Source organism: Streptomyces sp. NPDC007907 (genome assembly GCF_042959365.1).
Classification (GTDB): domain Bacteria; phylum Actinomycetota; class Actinomycetes; order Streptomycetales; family Streptomycetaceae; genus Streptomyces; species Streptomyces indiaensis.
Genome location: NZ_JBIBKR010000002.1, coordinates 268007 through 284346, shown reverse-complemented (window position 1 = coordinate 284346; position 16340 = coordinate 268007). Strand labels below are relative to the sequence as shown.

Here is a 16340-nt window from a genome sequence, read left to right as displayed (position 1 = left end):
CGTCAGTCCACGGGCCAGGTGTGCGCGGGAGCGTTCATGTGCATGTAGTCCATGTACGTCCTGGTCATCTGCCGCAGCGCCTCACGCCGGTCGGAGATGCCGGCCTTCTCCAGGTGGTGCACCGTCTCCGCCTGCCACAGGGCGCCGTTGCGGCCGGTGACGCAGCGCTGCTCGATGATGCCCAGCAGGGGCTCGCGCCACGCGGCGTCCATGCCGGTCAGCTCGAGGCCCCGGTGGGCCAGGGGCAGCAGCCGCCGCAACACCAGTTCGGTGACCGGCACCTCTCCCACACCGGGCCAGTACAGCCGGGCGTCGATGCCGTCCCGGGCCGCGGTGTGCAGGTTCTCCTCGGCGACCGAGAAGGACATCCGCGTCCACACCGGCCGGTCCTCGTCGACCAGGGCGCGGGTCAGGCCGTAGTAGAAGGCGCCGTTGGCGATGATGTCCGCGACGGTGGGGCCGGCGGGCAGCACCCGGTTCTCGATGCGCAGGTGCGGGCCGCTCTCGGTGACGGCGTAGATGGGGCGGTTCCAGCGGTAGATCGTGCCGTTGTGCAGGGTCAGTTCGCCCAGCTGGGGCACCCCGCCGCTGTCCAGCTCCCGCTGCGGATCCTCGTCCTCGCACAGCGGCAGCAGGGCCGGGAAGTAGCGCACGTTCTCCTCGAAGAGGTCGAAGACGCTGGTGATCCAGCGCTCCCCGAACCACACCCGGGGCCGTACACCCTGGGCCTTGATCTCCTCGGGACGGGTGTCGGTGGCCTGTTCGAACAAAGGGATGCGCGTCTCGCGCCACAGTTCCTTGCCGAACAGGAAAGGGGAGTTCGCCGCGAGGGCGATCTGCACGCCCGCGATGGCCTGGGCTGCGTTCCAGTAGTGCGGGAACTCCCTGGGGGCGACCTGGAGGTGGAACTGGGTGCTGGTGCAGGCCGCCTCCGGGGTGATGGTGTCGGCGTACGTCGACAGGCGCTCCACCCCGTCGACCTTGATCCGCAGGTCCTCACCGCGCGCCGCGAAGATCTGCTCGTTGAGGAGGCGGTACCTCGGGTCGCCGGAGAGCGCGGACCCGCTGACGTCCGACTCGCCCAGGGTCGGCAGGATGCCGACCATGATCAGGTGCGCCCCCACCGCCGCGGCGCGGTCCTCGGCGTGGTTGAGGGCGTCCCGGATCGCCTGCTCCCAGGAGCCGGGGCCGCCTGCCGTCAGCAGCCGGGGCGGGATGTTGATCTCCAGGTTGAAGCGGCCCAGCTCGCTCGACCAGGCGGGGTCGGCGATCGCCTGGAGCACGTCGGTGTTGCGCATCGCGGGCAGCCCGGAGTCGTCGACGAGGTTGAGCTCGATCTCCAGCCCGACCTGCGGGCGCTCGCTCTCGAACCCCGACTCGCGGAGCATCCGGGCGAGCACCTCGAGATCGGTGTGCATCTTCTCCCGGTACCGACGGCGGTCCTCCCGGGTGAACACCAGGGCCGGCACGTCACGTCCCATGCGCCCTCCTGCGCTCCTTCAGCGGATACGCCCGCTCCTCTGCGGACGGGGTCTCGTCCCAGAGTCGCACCTTGTCCTCCACCCCGCACCCACCTAGCCTGACTTTGTGCCGCAAATAAACAAAGCCCGAACGCACAAGGACGTGCCGGGCCACAGCAGCTCCTGGACCCCGCTCCGGATCGCCCTCACCGTCTTCTTCGCCCTCGACGGCTTCGTCTTCGCCGGCTGGGTCGTGCGCATCCCCGCCATCAAGGCGCAGACCGGCGCCTCCGCAAGCGCCCTGGGGCTCGCCCTGCTGGGCGTCTCCGCCGGGGCCGTCGTCACGATGACCCTCACGGGCCGGCTGTGCCGCCGCTACGGCAACCACCGGGTGACCGTCGTCTGCGCGGTCCTGCTCTCGCTCAGCGTCGCCCTGCCTCCGCTGACCCACTCGGCGCTCGCACTGGGCCTGGTCCTGCTGCTCTTCGGGGCCGCCTACGGCGGGATCAACGTGGCCTTCAACAGCGCGGCCGTGGAGCTCGTGGCCGCACTGCGGCGGCCGGTCATGCCGAGCTTCCACGCGGCGTTCAGTCTCGGCGGCATGGTCGGAGCCGGACTGGGCGGGCTGCTCGCGGGGGCCCTCTCACCCACGCGGCACCTGCTGCTGCTCACGGCCGTCGGTCTGCTCGTGACCGCCGCGGCGGGCCCCACCCTCCTGCGGCACGAGCCGCCGCTCCCCCCGCAACGGGACCGGCCCGCCGAGGGCACCGCGCGCCGCCCGGACCGCCGCACCCGGGCCCTGGTGATCGTCTTCGGCGTCATCGCGGGCTGCACCGCCTACGGCGAGGGGGCGCTGGCCGACTGGGGCGCCCTGCACCTCGAACAGGATCTGCACGCCTCGGCGGGTGCCGCGGCCGTGGGCTACTCCTGCTTCGCCCTGGCCATGACGGCGGGGCGGCTGACCGGCACGACGCTCCTGGAACGTCTGGGGCGGACCCGGACCGTCGTCGCCGGCGGCACGACCGCCGCGGCCGGAATGCTGCTCGGCTCCCTCGCCCCCTCCCTCTGGGCGGCCTTCCTGGGCTACGCGATCACGGGCCTCGGCCTCGCGAACCTGTTCCCGGTGGCGGTGGAACGCGCGGGCGCCCTGGCCGGCCCGGGCGGCGTCGCCACGGCCTCCACCCTGGGCTACGGGGGCATGCTCCTCGGCCCGCCCGCGATCGGCTTCATGGCGGACTGGTTCACGCTGCCGGCCGCCCTGACCAGTGTGGCGGTGCTGGCGGCGGTGGCCGCGGTCGTCGGTGCGCTGGTGGGCATGGCCGCCCGGCGGGCGGCCGGGGGCTGAGAGAGGGGCGGCTGCCAGGGGGGATGCCGGTGATCCTGGGTACCCGTGGCGGGCGCCCGTGGCAGCACGGGGCCGTACGCCAGGTACAAGGAGGCAGACCCGTGACCGAACAGCAGCACCCCGGCGAGCAGCACCCGACCCCGGAGTTTCCCTCCCAGGACCAGCCGCACCCCGGCTGGACGGGCCCGATGGACCCGCCCCCGGACCATGGTGAGGAGTCCTACCGGGGCAGTGGCAGGCTGGAGGGCCGCAAGGCCGTGATCACCGGTGGGGACTCCGGTATCGGCCGCGCGGTCGCCCTGGCGTTCGCGCGCGAGGGCGCGGACGTGCTGTTCACCCATCTGGATGCCGAGAAGGACGACGCCGCCGAGACGGCCCGGCTCGTCGAGGAGGCGGGCCGCCGCGCCGTGCCCGTATCGTGCGACGTACGCGAGGAGGAGAACTGCCGGGCGCTGATCGAGCGCGCCGTGGACGAGTTCGGCCGGATCGACGTGCTGGTGAACAACGCCGCGTACCAGATGTCCCAGCCGGACGGCATCGAGGCGATCACCACCGAGCAGTTCGACCGGGTGCTGCGCACCAACCTCTACGGCCTGTTCTGGCTGTGCAAGATGGCGCTGCCGCACATCCCGGAAGGCGGCAGCATCATCAACTCCACGTCGGTGCAGGCGTACAAGCCCAGTCCGCACCTGCTGGACTACGCGACGACGAAGGGCGCGATCGTCACCTTCACGCAGGGGCTCGCGCAGATGCTGATCGAGAAGGGCATCCGGGTCAACGCGGTCGCGCCGGGCCCGGTCTGGACGCCGCTGATCCCGGCGACCCTGCCGGACACGCAGTCGTTCGGCAAGCAGGCCCCCATCGGACGGCCCGCACAGCCGGCCGAGATGGCTCCGGCGTACGTCTTCCTCGCCTCGCAGGAGGCGTCGTACATCACCGCCGAGATCGTCAACGCGACCGGCGGGACGCCGCTTCCGTAGGCACGGCGGGCCGGCCTCCGGAAATCCCCGGACTCGGAGAGCGCTTCATGCGGCAGACTCGGCGCCATGGAGACCGCCGAGTTCCTTCAGACACTGGAGACGGAAGGCAGGCTGCTGGCCGCGGCAGCCGAGGAGGCCGGGACCGACGCCAAGGTGCCGACGTGCCCCGAGTGGCAGGTGCGCGACCTGCTGCGGCACACCGGCGCGGTGCACCGCTGGGCCGCCGCCTACGTCGCGGAGCAGCTCACCGAACGGCGCCCGCTGGCCGAACCCACCGAGCTCGACGGTGCGGAGCTCCTGGCCTGGTACCGCGACAGCCACCGGGATCTCGTCGGCACCCTGGCCGGCGCCTCGCCCGACGTGGAGTGCTTCACCTTCCTGCCCGCACCCTCCCCGCTGGCCTTCTGGGCGCGGCGGCAGGCGCACGAGACGGCGGTGCACCGGGTGGATGCGGAGTCCGCGCGCGGCGGTGCCCCGACGGGCGTCACCCCGGAGTTCGCGACCGACGGCATCGACGAGCTGCTGCGGGGCTTCCACGCCCGATCCAGGAGCCGGGTCCGCACCCCGGAGCCGCGTGTCCTGCGGATCCGTACGGAGGACACCGGCGCGGTGTGGACGGTACGGCTGTCGCCGGAGCCGCCCGTGACGACGCGGGACGCGTCCGGCGAGGCCGCGTGCGAACTGTCCGCACCGGCGGAGCAGTTGTACCTCGCGCTCTGGAACCGGGCCCCGCTGCCGGCCGCCACGGGCGACCGGGCGCTCGCCACGCTGTGGCGGGAGGCGTCCGCGATCTGAGCGGCCACCGACGGGAGCGCCCACCGGCGGCGGTCAGCCGTCGGTGAGCATCCTGGCCAGTACCGCGCGCTGCACGGGGAGCACCTCGCCGTGCAGCGCGCGCCCCTTCGCCGTGAGGCAGACCTTCACGCCGCGCCGGTCCTCGGAGCAGATGCCGCGCTCGACGAGTCCCTCCTTCTCCAGCCGGGCGATCAGCCGCGACAGCGCGCTCTGGCTCAGATGCACCCGCTCGGAGATCTCCTGCACGCGGTAGGACGGCGTGCCCTTCGGTGTCCGGCACCCGGCGAGGACGTCGAGCACCTCGAAGTCGCTGGCGCACAGGCCGTGGCCGTGCAGCGCGCGGTCGATTTCGCACTGGGTGCGCGCGTGCAGCGCCAGGATGTCCCGCCACCGTGTCACGAGCGCCTGCTCGGCCTGCTGAGCCGCCATGACGCGCACGGTAACAGAGAACCGAGATTGTTGCACCTGAATTAAATGCGTTTGCATCTCATGCATGCACATGTAGTGTCTTCGGCATGACCTCTCCGCTCATCTCCCCCACGTCCGAGGGGCGTTGGACGCCACGGCTCTGGGGCACCCTGCTCGTGCTCTGCGCCGCGATGTTCCTGGACGCCCTGGATGTGTCCATGGTCGGCGTCGCCCTGCCGTCCATCGGCGCCGACCTCGGCCTGTCGACCTCGGCGCTGCAATGGATCGTCAGCGGCTACATCCTGGGCTACGGCGGTCTGCTGCTGCTCGGCGGGCGCACCGCCGACCTGCTGGGCCGGCGCCAGGTGTTCCTGGCGGCCCTTGCCGTCTTCGCGCTCGCCTCACTGCTCGGCGGCCTCGTCGACTCGGGGCCCCTGCTCATCGCCAGCCGCTTCATCAAGGGCCTGAGCGCGGCCTTCACGGCACCCGCCGGCCTGTCGATCATCACCACGACGTTCCCCGAGGGCCCGCTGCGCAACCGCGCGCTCTCCATCTACACCACCTGCGCGGCCACCGGCTTCTCGATGGGCCTGGTGCTCTCGGGCCTGCTCACCGAGGCCAGTTGGCGCCTGACCATGCTGCTGCCCGCCCCCATCGCCCTGATCGCGCTCGTCGCCGGCTTGAAGCTGCTGCCGCGCAGCGAACGGGAGAAGGACCACAACGGCTACGACGTCCCCGGCGCCGTCCTCGGCACCGCCTCGATGCTGCTGCTGGTCTTCACCGTCGTCCAGGCACCGGAGGTCGGCTGGGCGTCGGCCCGCACCCTGCTGTCCTTCCTCGCGGTGGCCGCGCTGCTGACGGTGTTCGTCCTGGTGGAGCGGCGCTCGGCGGGTCCGTTGATCCGGCTCGGCGTGCTGCGCTCCGGCAGCCAGATCCGCGCCCAGCTCGGCGCGATGGCCTTCTTCGGCTCGTATGTCGGCTTCCAGTTCCTGGCGACGCTCTACATGCAGTCGCTGCTGGGCTGGTCGGCGCTGCACACGGCGCTCGCCTTCCTGCCCGCGGGCGCGCTGGTGGCGGTGTCGTCGACGATGGTGGGCGCGATCGTCGACCGGTTCGGCACCCAGCGGCTGATCGCGGGGGGTTTCGCGCTCATGGTCCTCGGCTACGCGCTGTTCCTGCGCGTCGACCTGGACCCGGTGTACGCCGCGGTGATCCTGCCGAGCATGCTGCTGATCGGCGCCGCCTGCGCTCTGGTCTTCCCGTCACTCAACATCCAGGCCACCAACGGCGTCGACGACCACGAGCAGGGCATGGTCTCCGGCCTGCTCAACACCTCCGTCCAGGTCGGCGGCGCGATCTTCCTGGCCGTCGTCACGGCCGTGGTGACCGCCGGCGCCCCCTCGGACCCCACTCCGCAGGCCGTCCTGGACAGCTACCGGCCCGGGTTCATGGTCGCCACGGGCATCGCCGTCGCCGGCCTGCTGATCACCCTCACCGGCCTGCGGCCCCGCCGCGGGAGGAAGTCCGCGGGACCGTCCGTCGTCGTCGCCAGGTCCATCCCCGAGGAGGCGGAGCGCGTCGCCGTGCGCGACTAGCGCGAGCGGGGGTACCGCCTCCCAGAGTGCGCCCGGCGGGCTGCCTTGCCCGCCGGGCGCACCCCTGTCCGACTCGCCGTATGACCCGATCACGGCGGACGGCTCACTCAGGCCGAACGGGACGCCGTCAGCCCAGCCAGCCCGGCCTTACCAGCCCCGACTCGTAGGCGAGCACGACCAGTTGGGCGCGGTCGCGGGCGCCGAGCTTCACCATCGTGCGGCTGACGTGCGTCTTGGCGGTGAGCGGGCTGACGACCAGGCGCCGGGCGATCTCCTCGTTGGACAGACCCATCCCCACCAGCGCCATCACCTCCCGCTCCCGCTCGGTGAGCCGGCCCAGCGCGCCGGCCGCTGCGGGTTCCTTGGAGCGGATGGCGAACTCGGAGATCAGCCGCCGCGTCACGCCCGGTGACAGCAGCGCGTCGCCCGCGACCACCGCCCGCACGGCGCGCAGGAGTTCCTCCGGCTCGGTGTCCTTGACCAGGAAGCCGGAGGCGCCGGAGCGGAGCGCCTCGAAGACGTACTCGTCGAGCTCGAAGGTGGTGAGCATGACGACCCTGACGTCCCGCAGGCCGGGATCGTCGGTGATCTGCCGGGTCGCGGCGAGGCCGTCGAGGACGGGCATGCGGATGTCCATCAGGACGACATCGGGCCGTAGTTCGCCGATCCGGCGCACGGCCTCCGCACCGTCGGCGGCCTCCGCGGCCACCTCGATGTCGGGCTGCGCGTCGAGCAGCGCCCGGAATCCCGCCCTCACCAGTGACTGGTCGTCGGCGAGCAGTACGCGGATCACCGGTCCTCCTGGGTCGGCCGGCCGGACGGGCCGTCGGACGCCGCCAGCGGCAGTACGGCGAGCACCCGGAACCCGCCGTCCGGTCGGGTGCCCGCCTCGATGGTGCCCCCCAGAGCGGCGGCCCGCTCCCGCATCCCGGCGAGCCCGTTGCCGCTGCCGCCCGCGTCGGCGCCGGTCGCCGGTCCGTCGTCGTCGACCCGCAGCCGGAGCAGGTCCCCCTCGTGCGTGAGGTGCACACGCGCGTGCCGCGAACCCGAGTGCCGCACGACGTTGGTGAGGGCCTCCTGAACGATCCGGAAGGCGGCCAGGTCCGCGCCGGGGGCGAGGCGCGGCGGCTTCCCCTCGACGTCCACCGTGAGGCCCGCGCTCGCGGCCTGCTCGACCAGTTCGGGCAGCCGGTCGAGTCCGGGCGCTGGGGCGCGCGGCGCGGCGCCGGGGGCGCGCAGGGTGTCGAGCACCTGCCGCACCTCGCCGAGCGCCTCCTTGCTCTGGTCCTTGATCGTGGTGAGAGCGCTGCGGGCCTGTTCGGGGTCGGTGTCGAGCAGGGTGAGGCCGACTCCCGCCTGCACGTTGATGACGGAGATGCTGTGCGCGATGACGTCGTGCAGCTCCCGTGCGATGCGCAGCCGCTCCTCGTCGGCCCGCCGTCGTGCGGCCTCGGCCCGCTCGGCCCGCTCCCGGGCCCACTGCTCGCGCCGGACGCGGAACAGCTCCGACACCGCCGCGACGGCCACCACCCAGGTGGCGACCACGATCTCCTCGCCCCAGGAGACGGCGGAGTCCCCGGGCGGCGGCAGCCATCGGAAGAGCCAGTGCGCCACCAGGACGTGCCCCGCCCAGAGCATGCCCATCGCGGCCCAGGCCGCCCGGCGGTGCCCGGCGACGATGGCGCTGAAGCAGGCCAGGGCGACGGTGAACAGCACCGGCCCGTAGGGATACCCGGCCCCCAGGTAGACCATGACGGCGGCCGCTGTCCCGAACACCACGGCCACCGGATGCCGCTTCCGCCACAGCAGCGCCCCGCAGGCCACCACCAGCAGCACCCGCGCGAAGGGATCCAGCTCCGCCCGCTCGCCCTGCTGCCCGTGGGCGGCGACGTTGGAGCCCACCAGGACGAACACGGTCACGAGGACCGTGGACCGCCAGGGCCACCGCGGCTCACGCCCCTCCCACCGGTCCCGCCCCGCGGGCCCGTGCCGCCACCACTGCGGCGGGCCTCCCCGCGCACGCTGCTCGTCCATACGGCCACGCTAGACGCCGCACTCCCGCGGCCGCGTCGCCCCGGCGCGGTGATCACGCGTACTCCCCGGGAAGTACGACCGTCCGCCGGGCCGGTGGCCCCGGGCCTCGCCCCATCTGCGTCCTCCGCAGGTTCCGATGGGTCCGAGCGGCCGAGCGGGTGCGACCGCCTCATACGGACCCGGGCATCAGCCCCACCCCCTCGGCCAGTTGCCCCGCAGCGTGCCGGAAGAACCCCTCCCGGTCCTCCACCACCCGGTTGAACTGGCCGAACAGCTCGAAGCCGACCAGTCCGTACAGCTGGGCCCAGGCCGCGACGAGTGCCGTCACGGTCTCCGGCGGGAGGTCGGGAGCGAGGTCGGCGGCCATCCGTTCGGCCTCCGGGCGGAGGTCGGCCGGCAGTGCGGGCCGGTCGAGCCCCTGACCCTCGTGGGCGTCGCGCGCGATGCCGATGAGCAGGAGGCCGACGCGGGCGGCGGGCGGGACGGTGGTGTCGGGGGCCGTGTAGCCGGGGACGGGCGATCCGTAGATCAGCGCGTACTCGTGCGGGTGGTCCAGCGCCCAGCCCCGCACCGCCGCGCAGACCGCGATCCAGCGTGCGTAGGGGTCGGCCGACGCCTGGTGGGCGGCCTCCGCGCTCTCGCCCAGGGAGTCGTAGGCGTCGATGATGAGTGCGGTCAGCAGGTCGTCACGGCTGGGGAAATAGCGGTACAGCGCGGAGGAGACCATGCCGAGCTCGCGGGCGACGGCCCGTAGGGAGAGCCGGGCGGCGCCCTCCGCCGCGAGCTGTCTGCGGGCCTCGTCCTTGATGGCCGCGGTGACTTCGATCCTGGCCCGGGCACGGGCGCCGTGTGCGGTGCTCATGACGGGGAGTCTCCCACGGAAGCGGAGCAGTGCACACAAAGAAGAGCAGTGAACAAAAAAGAGAGCAGTGCTCTTGCATGGGCGGTTCCACCTCATGCACACTGACAGCAGCAAGCGAGAGCAGTGCTCACAAAAGAGAGCACCGTGTCGCAACAGACGAGGGGCCCCCATGTCGACGCACGTCCGGAAGCCCGGCTGGTTCACCGTCAACGTCCTCAATCGCTTCGTGGCCTGGCTGACCCGCCGTGGCGTCAGCGTCTGGGGCTCCCGCGTCCTCGCCGTCCGCGGCCGCAAGAGCGGCCAGTGGCGCACCACGCCGGTCAATCTGCTCACCCTGGACGGCAGGCAGTACCTGGTCGCCCCCCGCGGCCATGTGCAGTGGACGCACAACATGCGCGCCGCGGGCGGCGGCGAACTGCACCTCGGCAAGCGGGTGGACGCCTTCACCGCGGCCGAGGTGGGCGACGACGACAAGACCCCGATCCTGCGCGCCTACCTCAAGCGCTGGAAGGCGGAGGTGGGGGTCTTCTTCGACGGCGTCGGCCCCGGCTCCCCGGACGACGAGCTGCGCCGCATCGCACCCGACCACCCGGTCTTCGAGATCACGACGAAGGGGTGACCACACACCGACCACGGTGAAGGGCCGATCGCAGAAAGGGGCGAGCGGCCGGTCACTCCGCCGGGCCGGCCTCACCACCGGTGGCCGGACGGCGGTCCAGCGCGGCGAGGACCCGCTGGGCCACCGGGTAGGTGCGGACGATCTCGCCCAGTGACGTCGAGCCCTGTGTGATCTCCTTGAACGCCCTCCACGCCGGGCGGAAACCCGTCAGCGCCGCGTGGAACACCCCGGGGCGGCGCTCGAACACCGTCAGCAGCCGCTTGCCGACGCTCATCTCCACCCCGAGGCCGGCCTTGACCGCGAACGCGTAGTTGAGAGCCTGCCGACGCGTGTCCACGGCGTCGTGCGCCTCGGCGATGCGCACCGCCCACTCCCCCGCGAGCCGGCCCGAGCGCAGCGCGAAGGAGATGCCCTCACGGGTCCACGGCTCCAACAGTCCCGCCGCGTCACCGCACACCAGCACCCGTCCGCGCGAGAGCGGGGAGTCGTCGGCGCGGCAGCGCGTCAGGTGGCCCGAGGAGATGCTCGGCTCGAACCCGGCAAGGCCCAGACGGCCGATGAACTCCTCCAAGTACCGCTTCGTCGCGGCGCCTTCGCCCCGGGCCGAGATCACTCCGACCGTCAGGGTGTCGCCCTTGGGGAAGACCCAGCCGTAACTGCCGGGCAGGGGGCCCCACTCGATGAGCACCCGGCCCTTCCAGTCCTCCGCGACGGTCTCCGGCACCGGGATCTCCGCCTCCAGACCGAGATCGACCTGGTCCAGCTTGACTCCGACGTGCGCCCCTATGCGGCTGGCGCTGCCGTCCGCCCCGACGACGGCCCGCGCCAGCACGACCTCGCCGTCCTGCAGGACCACGGCGACCGTGCGCCGGTCCGGCACCGCCGAGCCGTGCTGCTCGACCCGCTGGACCGTGACGCCCGTCCGCAGCTCGGCGCCGGCCTTCTGGGCGTGCTCGACCAGCTGCTGGTCGAACTCGGGCCGGTTGATCAGCCCGAAGAGCATCTGCCGGGAGCGGCGTGTGCGCGTGAAGCGGCCGTTGTTGGAGAACGTCACCGCGCGCACCCGGTCCCTGAGCGGCAGCTCGAAGCCGGGCGGCAGGGCGTCGCGCGAGGGGCCGATGATGCCACCGCCGCACGTCTTGTACCGCGGCAGCTCCGCCTTCTCCAGCAAGAGCACGCGTCTGCCGGCCACCGCCGCCGCGTACGCGGCCGAAGCGCCCGCGGGTCCCGCGCCCACCACGACGACGTCCCACACCTGCCGCACGTCGTCCGCCGAAGTGTTCTCGCTGCTCACGATGGTCCGTTGCTCCCGATCAAAGCCGCCTGCCGCTGTCTCCCGCATCCTACGGCGGCGGTCACCGCAGGCCGCTGTGGGAGGATCGGCGGTGTGGGTGACCCCTACAAGGGGACGCGCCCGCGCCACACGATCACGCGTACCGAAAGGTACGCATCCTGACAACGTCGCACCCACGAGGAGCGTGCCCATGTCGTCGAATCCGGTCGCCGAGACCGTCGCCTCGCTGATGCCCAGGGCGAAGGAGGAGCTCACCGAACTGGTGGCCTTCCGGTCGGTGGCGGACTTCGACCAGTTCCCGCGGAGCGAGAGCGAGGGTGCCGCCCGCTGGGTCGCCGACGCGCTCACCGCCGAGGGCTTCGAGGACGTGGCCCTGCTGGACACCCCCGACGGCACACAGTCGGTCTACGGCTACCTGCCCGGCCCCGAGGGCGCGAAGACCGTCCTGCTCTACGCCCACTACGACGTGCAGCCGCCGCTGGACGAGGCCGGCTGGACGACCCCGCCCTTCGAGCTGACCGAGCGGGACGGGCGCTGGTACGGGCGCGGGGCCGCCGACTGCAAGGGCGGCGTGGTCATGCACCTGCTGGCGCTGCGCGCGCTGAAGGCGAACGGCGGCGTGCCCGTCCACGTGAAGGTGATCGCCGAGGGCTCGGAGGAGATGGGCACCGGCGGCCTGGAGCGGTACGCGGAGGAGCACCCCGGGCTGCTGGAGGCGGACACGATCGTCATCGGCGACGCGGGCAACTTCCGCGTCGGCCTGCCGACCGTCACCTCCACCCTGCGCGGCATGACCATGCTGCGCCTCCAGGTCGACACGCTCGCCGGCAACCTGCACTCGGGCCAGTTCGGCGGTGCCGCGCCCGACGCGCTGGCCGCGCTGATCCGCGTGCTGGACTCGCTGCGCGCCGAGGACGGCTCGACGACCGTCGACGGGCTCTCGGCCGACGCGGGCTGGGAAGGGCTGCAGTACGACGAGGAGCAGTTCCGGCAGGACGCCAAGGTGCTGGACGGTGTCGGGCTGATCGGGTCCGGGACGGTCGCCGACCGCATCTGGGCGCGCCCCGCCGTCACGGTCCTCGGCATCGACTGCCCGCCCGTGGTCGGCGCCACTTCGTCGGTGCAGGCCAGTGCCCGTGCGCTGATCAGTCTGCGGGTGCCGCCGGGCGTGGACGCCGGCGAGGCGACCAAGCTGCTCCAGGCGCACCTGGAGTCGCACACGCCGTGGGGCGCGCGGGTGAGCACCGAGCAGATCGGCCAGGGCCAGGCGTTCCGCGCCGACACCACCAGCCCGGCGTACCAGGCCATGGCGGCCGCGATGGCCGTGGCCTACCCGGGCCAGGAGATGCAGTACGCAGGGCAGGGCGGCTCCATCCCGCTGTGCAACACGCTGGCCGCCCTCTACCCGCGTGCGGAGATCCTGCTCATCGGGCTGAGCGAGCCGGAGGCGCAGATCCACGCGGTGAACGAGAGCGTGTCCCCGGAGGAACTGGAGCGGCTGTCGGTGGCGGAGGCCCTGTTCCTGCGCAACTACGCCGCGAGCTGACCGCTCTGTCCCCAGCAGAAGGCCCTCGTCCCCGGACGGGGGCCTTTCCTGCGGATGTCGTCGAGCTGCTCCCCCTGACACCAGCCAGAGCCGGACCCGCAAGTGGTGCGACATGAACACGTGCGGGAACCGCCAGAAGAAGGCGCGCTACGCCGACAAGCACCAGAGCGCCGGGTCGGCACCGTAGTCGGCGGCTGACGGCGGTCGAGGGCCGGGAGCGATCCGCGCGAGCCGTGCGCTCCACGATGCACGCTCGGGCCGCGGTGAGAAGACAAGCAGAGCTTTTGCGCCAAGATCCCGCCCTCACCTCCAACTGAGGTTAGGCAAAGCTAAATTGAGCCTCCTGGCCCGGGCCTGCCCGGCACCGCCGTGAAAGGGAGTGACCGCGTGACCGTGACCGCCCCCCGAGAAGGGGAACCGTCCACCCCGGCACTTCCCTCGCCCCGGGAGCCGCGGGGCCGGGTGGTCGTCGTCAAGTTCGGCGGCAACGCCATGGTGGACGCGGATCTCCAACCGGCCTTCGCGCGGGACGTCGTGGAGCTGTGGCACGCGGGGCTGCGCCCGGTCGTCGTGCACGGCGGCGGGCCGCAGATCAGCGCGATGCTGGACCGGCTCGGGCTGGAGAGCCGCTTCGAGGCGGGGCTGCGCGTGACCACGCCCGAGACCATGGACGTGGTGCGCATGGTGCTGACGGGTCGGGTCCAACGGGAGCTGGTCGGTCACATCAACGCCCACGGTCCCTACGCGGTGGGTCTGACCGGGGAGGACGCGCACACGATGACCGCCGTACGGCGCACGGCCCGGGTCGACGGGCGCACGGTCGACATCGGTCTGGTCGGTGACGTGGTGGACGTCAACCCGGCCATGGTGCGCGCCCTGGTGGAGCAGGGGCACATCCCCGTCGTCTCCCCTGTCGCACGCGGCACGGACGGTCAGGTCTACAACGTGAACGCCGACCTGGCGGCCGCCGCCCTCGCCGTGGCCCTCGGCGCCGAGCGGCTGGTGATGCTCACCGACGTGGCGGGCCTGTACGCGGACTGGCCGCGCAGCACCGAGGTGATCGGGCGTCTGACGGCCTGTGACCTGGACGGCCTGCTGCCGGGACTGGCCGGCGGGATGGTGCCGAAGATGGAGGGCTGTCTGCGGGCCGTCCGCGGCGGGGTGCGCGCGGCGCACGTGGTGGACGGGCGTGTGCCGCACGCGGTGCTGCGCAGTGTGCTCACCGGGACGGGCACGGGCACGGGCACCACGGTGGTGCCCGATCTGGTCACCACGTCCTGATCAGGACCTGCGCGTCCCGCCGCGGATCAAGGGAGTCCGCCCAGATGCGCGGCGCCTGACGGGTCGTCGTGTGTGTGAATCCGTGGCGGTGGAACAGTCCGGCGCTGCCGGTGGTCGCCGTGAACAGGGCGTCGAGCGAGTGGGCCCGTGCCGTGGCCAGTACGGCGCGTAAGAGGCTCGCTCCCGCCCCGCTCCCCTGCCGGTGCGCCGCCACGCAGAAGTTGTAGACGACGCCCGGGCGTTCGCAGGCTTCGCGTCCCGCGTCGCCGGGGTACGCACGCAGGCCCACGCAGCCGTCGAGGGTGCCGTCCGCGGCTTCGAGCACCAGGAAGTCGGCAGCTCGGGCGGTGTAGAGGGAGACGGGGCGGTCGCGCAGCGCGCCCGAGCGGACGAAGGGACGGGACAGGGCGGCCAGGGCGGCGGCCTCGTCCGGACGGGCGGTGCGCACGGGGGGTGCCGGCGTGAGGAGGGCGTGCGGCAGCGTGGCGGGGCGCGGCGTGGCCGTGGACAAGGGGTTCCTTCCCTCAGGTGGCGGACCGGGATCAGCCGCGCGGACGGACCGGGCGGCCGTCCACGTACGTCTCCACGACCTCGATGTCGCCGATGCGCGAGGTGCCGACGCGCCGGGGGTCGTCGGCCAGGACGACCAGGTCGGCGAGCTTGCCCGGGGTGAGACTGCCCAGACGGTCCTCCCAGTGGCAGGCGTGGGCGCCGGCCACGGTGTACGCGTGCAGTGCCTGCTCGACGGTGACGGCCTCGTCGGGGCCGATGAGCTGTCCGGAGACGGAGGCGCGTTCGACCATGAACTGGACGGCGCGCAGGGGCGATCCGTCGGCGACCGGCCGGTCGGAGCTGCCGACCAGGGGGATGCCGTGATCCAGGAAGGCCCTGCCCCGGTACATCCAGGGCGCCCTCTCCGCGCCCATGACCGAGGCGTAGTCGTCGCCGAAGTACCGCAGAAAAGAGGGCTGGACGACCGCGCTGACGCCGAGTCGTGCGAGGCGCGGCAGCTGATCGGGGCGGATCAGCCCGGCGTGTTCGATGCGGTGGCGTGCCTCGGGGCGGGGCCGCAGACGCTGGGCGCGCTCGATCGCGTCCAGGGTGACGTCGGCCGCGCGGTCGCCGATCGCGTGCACGGCGAGCTGCCAGCCGGCCAGGTGGCCGTCCACGATCAGCTCCGTGAGGGCCTCCGGGTCCTCCTGCAACTGCCCGGCGTGGTCGAGCCCTTCGTAGGGGCTGGTGAGTGCGGCCGTACGGGCCATCATGCCGCCGTCGGTCCAGATCTTCAGCGCGCCCACGCTGAGCCGGTCGTCGCCGAGCCCGGTGCGCAGCCCGAGGTCGAGGGCGCGCGGGATACCGTCGGACTCGTGCGCGGTGACCGGGCGCAGCCGGTCCGCCGACACCATGAGCTGAACGCGCAGCGGCAACAGGTCCTTGTCGCGAGCGAGTTGGTAGGCGCCGAGTTCGACGGGGCTGTGGCCGAAGAGGGTGCCGCCGATGCCCGCCTCGGCGCAGGCGGTGACGCCCTCGGCGAGACAGGTGCGGGCCGCGCGGCCGATGGCCGCGGCCAGGTCCTCCTGGGAGTACGGAAGACGCAGGGCGCGGGCGGCGCCCATGGCCCGCTCGGCGAGGAAGCCGTTCTCGTGCGGGGTGCCGGCGGGCAGCAGTTCCAGCACCGCGGTGTTGACCACGCAGCCGTGCCCGGAGTCGTGGAGCAGGTAGAGCTTGCGTCCGTCACCGACCCGGTCCAGGTCGGCGGCGGTCAGATGGCGGCCCAGCGCCCGCTGATCGTACCCGGCGACGCTCACCCAGTCGCCCGGTGCGCGGGTGCGGGCGACGGCCTCGGCCACGACCGCGAGTGCGTCGTCGACGCGGGTGAGGCCGGCGATGCTCGGGGTGTTCTGCTTGAACCCCGTCCAGGCGAGGTGGACATGGGCGTCGATGAACCCCGGCAGCACCGTGGCGCCCTGGAGATCGACGACCTCCCGGGCGGGCAGGGAGGTCACGGCCTCGTCGAGGCCCGCGATCCTCCCCTGCCGGATGCCCAGGTCATGCGCGACCGGATGGTCCGGATCCATGGTGAGGAAACGGGCGTTGGTCAGCCTGGTGCACAGCATCGGC

15 protein-coding genes and 1 pseudogene are annotated in these 16340 nt (G+C 72.7%); 8 read left to right on the top strand and 8 right to left on the bottom strand.

Going from position 1 to position 16340, the window contains the following annotated elements; all coding sequences use genetic code 11:
- Nucleotides 1–2: 2 nt before the first annotated feature.
- Nucleotides 3–1481 carry a glutamate--cysteine ligase gene (locus ACFZDI_RS07265; RefSeq protein WP_391248397.1) on the bottom strand — a complete coding sequence of 493 codons (1479 nt, stop codon included), beginning with the start codon at nt 1479–1481 and terminating at the stop codon, nt 3–5.
- A gap of 142 nt (nt 1482–1623) precedes the next feature.
- Between ACFZDI_RS07265 and ACFZDI_RS07260 the strand changes: the two genes are divergently transcribed.
- The 3 genes from ACFZDI_RS07260 (at nt 1624) to ACFZDI_RS07250 (ending at nt 4580) form a co-directional block, all read left to right on the top strand.
- Nucleotides 1624–2805, top strand: coding sequence for an MFS transporter (locus ACFZDI_RS07260; RefSeq protein WP_391248395.1), 1182 nt, complete (start codon nt 1624–1626; stop codon nt 2803–2805).
- Between the two features lie 101 nt (nt 2806–2906).
- Complete coding sequence (locus tag ACFZDI_RS07255) at nt 2907–3785, top strand: SDR family oxidoreductase (RefSeq protein WP_234847644.1); 879 nt, start codon at nt 2907–2909, stop codon at nt 3783–3785.
- Nucleotides 3786–3851: 66 nt separating this feature from the next.
- Entirely contained in the window at nt 3852–4580 is a 729-nt protein-coding gene (locus ACFZDI_RS07250; RefSeq protein WP_391248393.1) for a maleylpyruvate isomerase family mycothiol-dependent enzyme, read from the top strand.
- A 33-nt stretch (nt 4581–4613) separates the two neighbouring features.
- On the opposite strand, the gene ACFZDI_RS07245 is transcribed toward ACFZDI_RS07250, so the two are convergent.
- Nucleotides 4614–5009, bottom strand: a complete 396-nt coding sequence (locus ACFZDI_RS07245; RefSeq protein WP_391248391.1) for a MarR family transcriptional regulator — start codon at nt 5007–5009, stop codon at nt 4614–4616.
- Between the two features lie 86 nt (nt 5010–5095).
- On the opposite strand from ACFZDI_RS07245, the gene ACFZDI_RS07240 reads away from it, so the two are divergent.
- A complete protein-coding gene (locus tag ACFZDI_RS07240; RefSeq protein ID WP_391248389.1) occupies nt 5096–6583 on the top strand; it encodes an MFS transporter in 1488 nt (495 codons plus the stop codon).
- Nucleotides 6584–6710: 127 nt separating this feature from the next.
- On the opposite strand, the gene ACFZDI_RS07235 is transcribed toward ACFZDI_RS07240, so the two are convergent.
- The 3 genes from ACFZDI_RS07235 to ACFZDI_RS07225 all read right to left on the bottom strand — a co-directional run bounded on the left by ACFZDI_RS07235 (nt 6711) and on the right by ACFZDI_RS07225 (nt 9479).
- Nucleotides 6711–7376 (bottom strand): response regulator, encoded by a 666-nt coding sequence (locus tag ACFZDI_RS07235; protein WP_391248388.1) that lies wholly within the window; start codon nt 7374–7376, stop codon nt 6711–6713.
- Nucleotides 7373–8617: a histidine kinase gene (locus ACFZDI_RS07230; RefSeq protein WP_391248386.1), complete on the bottom strand. Its 1245-nt coding sequence runs from the start codon at nt 8615–8617 to the stop codon at nt 7373–7375. Before ACFZDI_RS07230 ends, ACFZDI_RS07235 begins: the two co-directional genes overlap by 4 nt.
- Before the next feature lie 169 nt (nt 8618–8786).
- The gene (locus tag ACFZDI_RS07225) at nt 8787–9479 is read right to left on the bottom strand and encodes a TetR/AcrR family transcriptional regulator (RefSeq protein WP_234847650.1); all 693 of its coding nucleotides are present in this window, start codon (nt 9477–9479) and stop codon (nt 8787–8789) included.
- Between the two features lie 169 nt (nt 9480–9648).
- On the opposite strand from ACFZDI_RS07225, the gene ACFZDI_RS07220 reads away from it, so the two are divergent.
- Complete coding sequence (locus ACFZDI_RS07220; protein WP_361115435.1) at nt 9649–10098, top strand: nitroreductase family deazaflavin-dependent oxidoreductase; 450 nt, start codon at nt 9649–9651, stop codon at nt 10096–10098.
- Between the two features lie 52 nt (nt 10099–10150).
- Here ACFZDI_RS07220 and ACFZDI_RS07215 read toward each other — a convergent pair whose 3' ends face one another.
- Nucleotides 10151–11392 carry a geranylgeranyl reductase family protein gene (locus ACFZDI_RS07215; RefSeq protein ID WP_391248383.1) on the bottom strand — a complete coding sequence of 414 codons (1242 nt, stop codon included), beginning with the start codon at nt 11390–11392 and terminating at the stop codon, nt 10151–10153.
- Nucleotides 11393–11582: 190 nt separating this feature from the next.
- On the opposite strand from ACFZDI_RS07215, the gene ACFZDI_RS07210 reads away from it, so the two are divergent.
- From ACFZDI_RS07210 to argB, 3 genes and pseudogenes are all read left to right on the top strand, one after another.
- Nucleotides 11583–12938 (top strand): M20/M25/M40 family metallo-hydrolase, encoded by a 1356-nt coding sequence (locus ACFZDI_RS07210; protein WP_391248381.1) that lies wholly within the window; start codon nt 11583–11585, stop codon nt 12936–12938.
- A gap of 61 nt (nt 12939–12999) precedes the next feature.
- Nucleotides 13000–13125 (top strand): annotated as a pseudogene (locus ACFZDI_RS07205) (CGNR zinc finger domain-containing protein); the annotation flags it as partial.
- Between the two features lie 305 nt (nt 13126–13430).
- Nucleotides 13431–14219: an acetylglutamate kinase gene (gene argB, locus ACFZDI_RS07200; protein ID WP_391249477.1), complete on the top strand. Its 789-nt coding sequence runs from the start codon at nt 13431–13433 to the stop codon at nt 14217–14219.
- Here the strand turns inward: argB and ACFZDI_RS07195 are convergent.
- Both ACFZDI_RS07195 and ACFZDI_RS07190 read right to left on the bottom strand, forming a co-directional pair.
- Nucleotides 14206–14730, bottom strand: coding sequence for a GNAT family N-acetyltransferase (locus ACFZDI_RS07195; protein WP_391248379.1), 525 nt, complete (start codon nt 14728–14730; stop codon nt 14206–14208). The two genes, argB and ACFZDI_RS07195, sit on opposite strands and share 14 nt — an antisense overlap.
- Before the next feature lie 31 nt (nt 14731–14761).
- Entirely contained in the window at nt 14762–16336 is a 1575-nt protein-coding gene (locus tag ACFZDI_RS07190) for an amidohydrolase family protein (protein WP_391248377.1), read from the bottom strand.
- Nucleotides 16337–16340 lie beyond the last annotated feature (4 nt).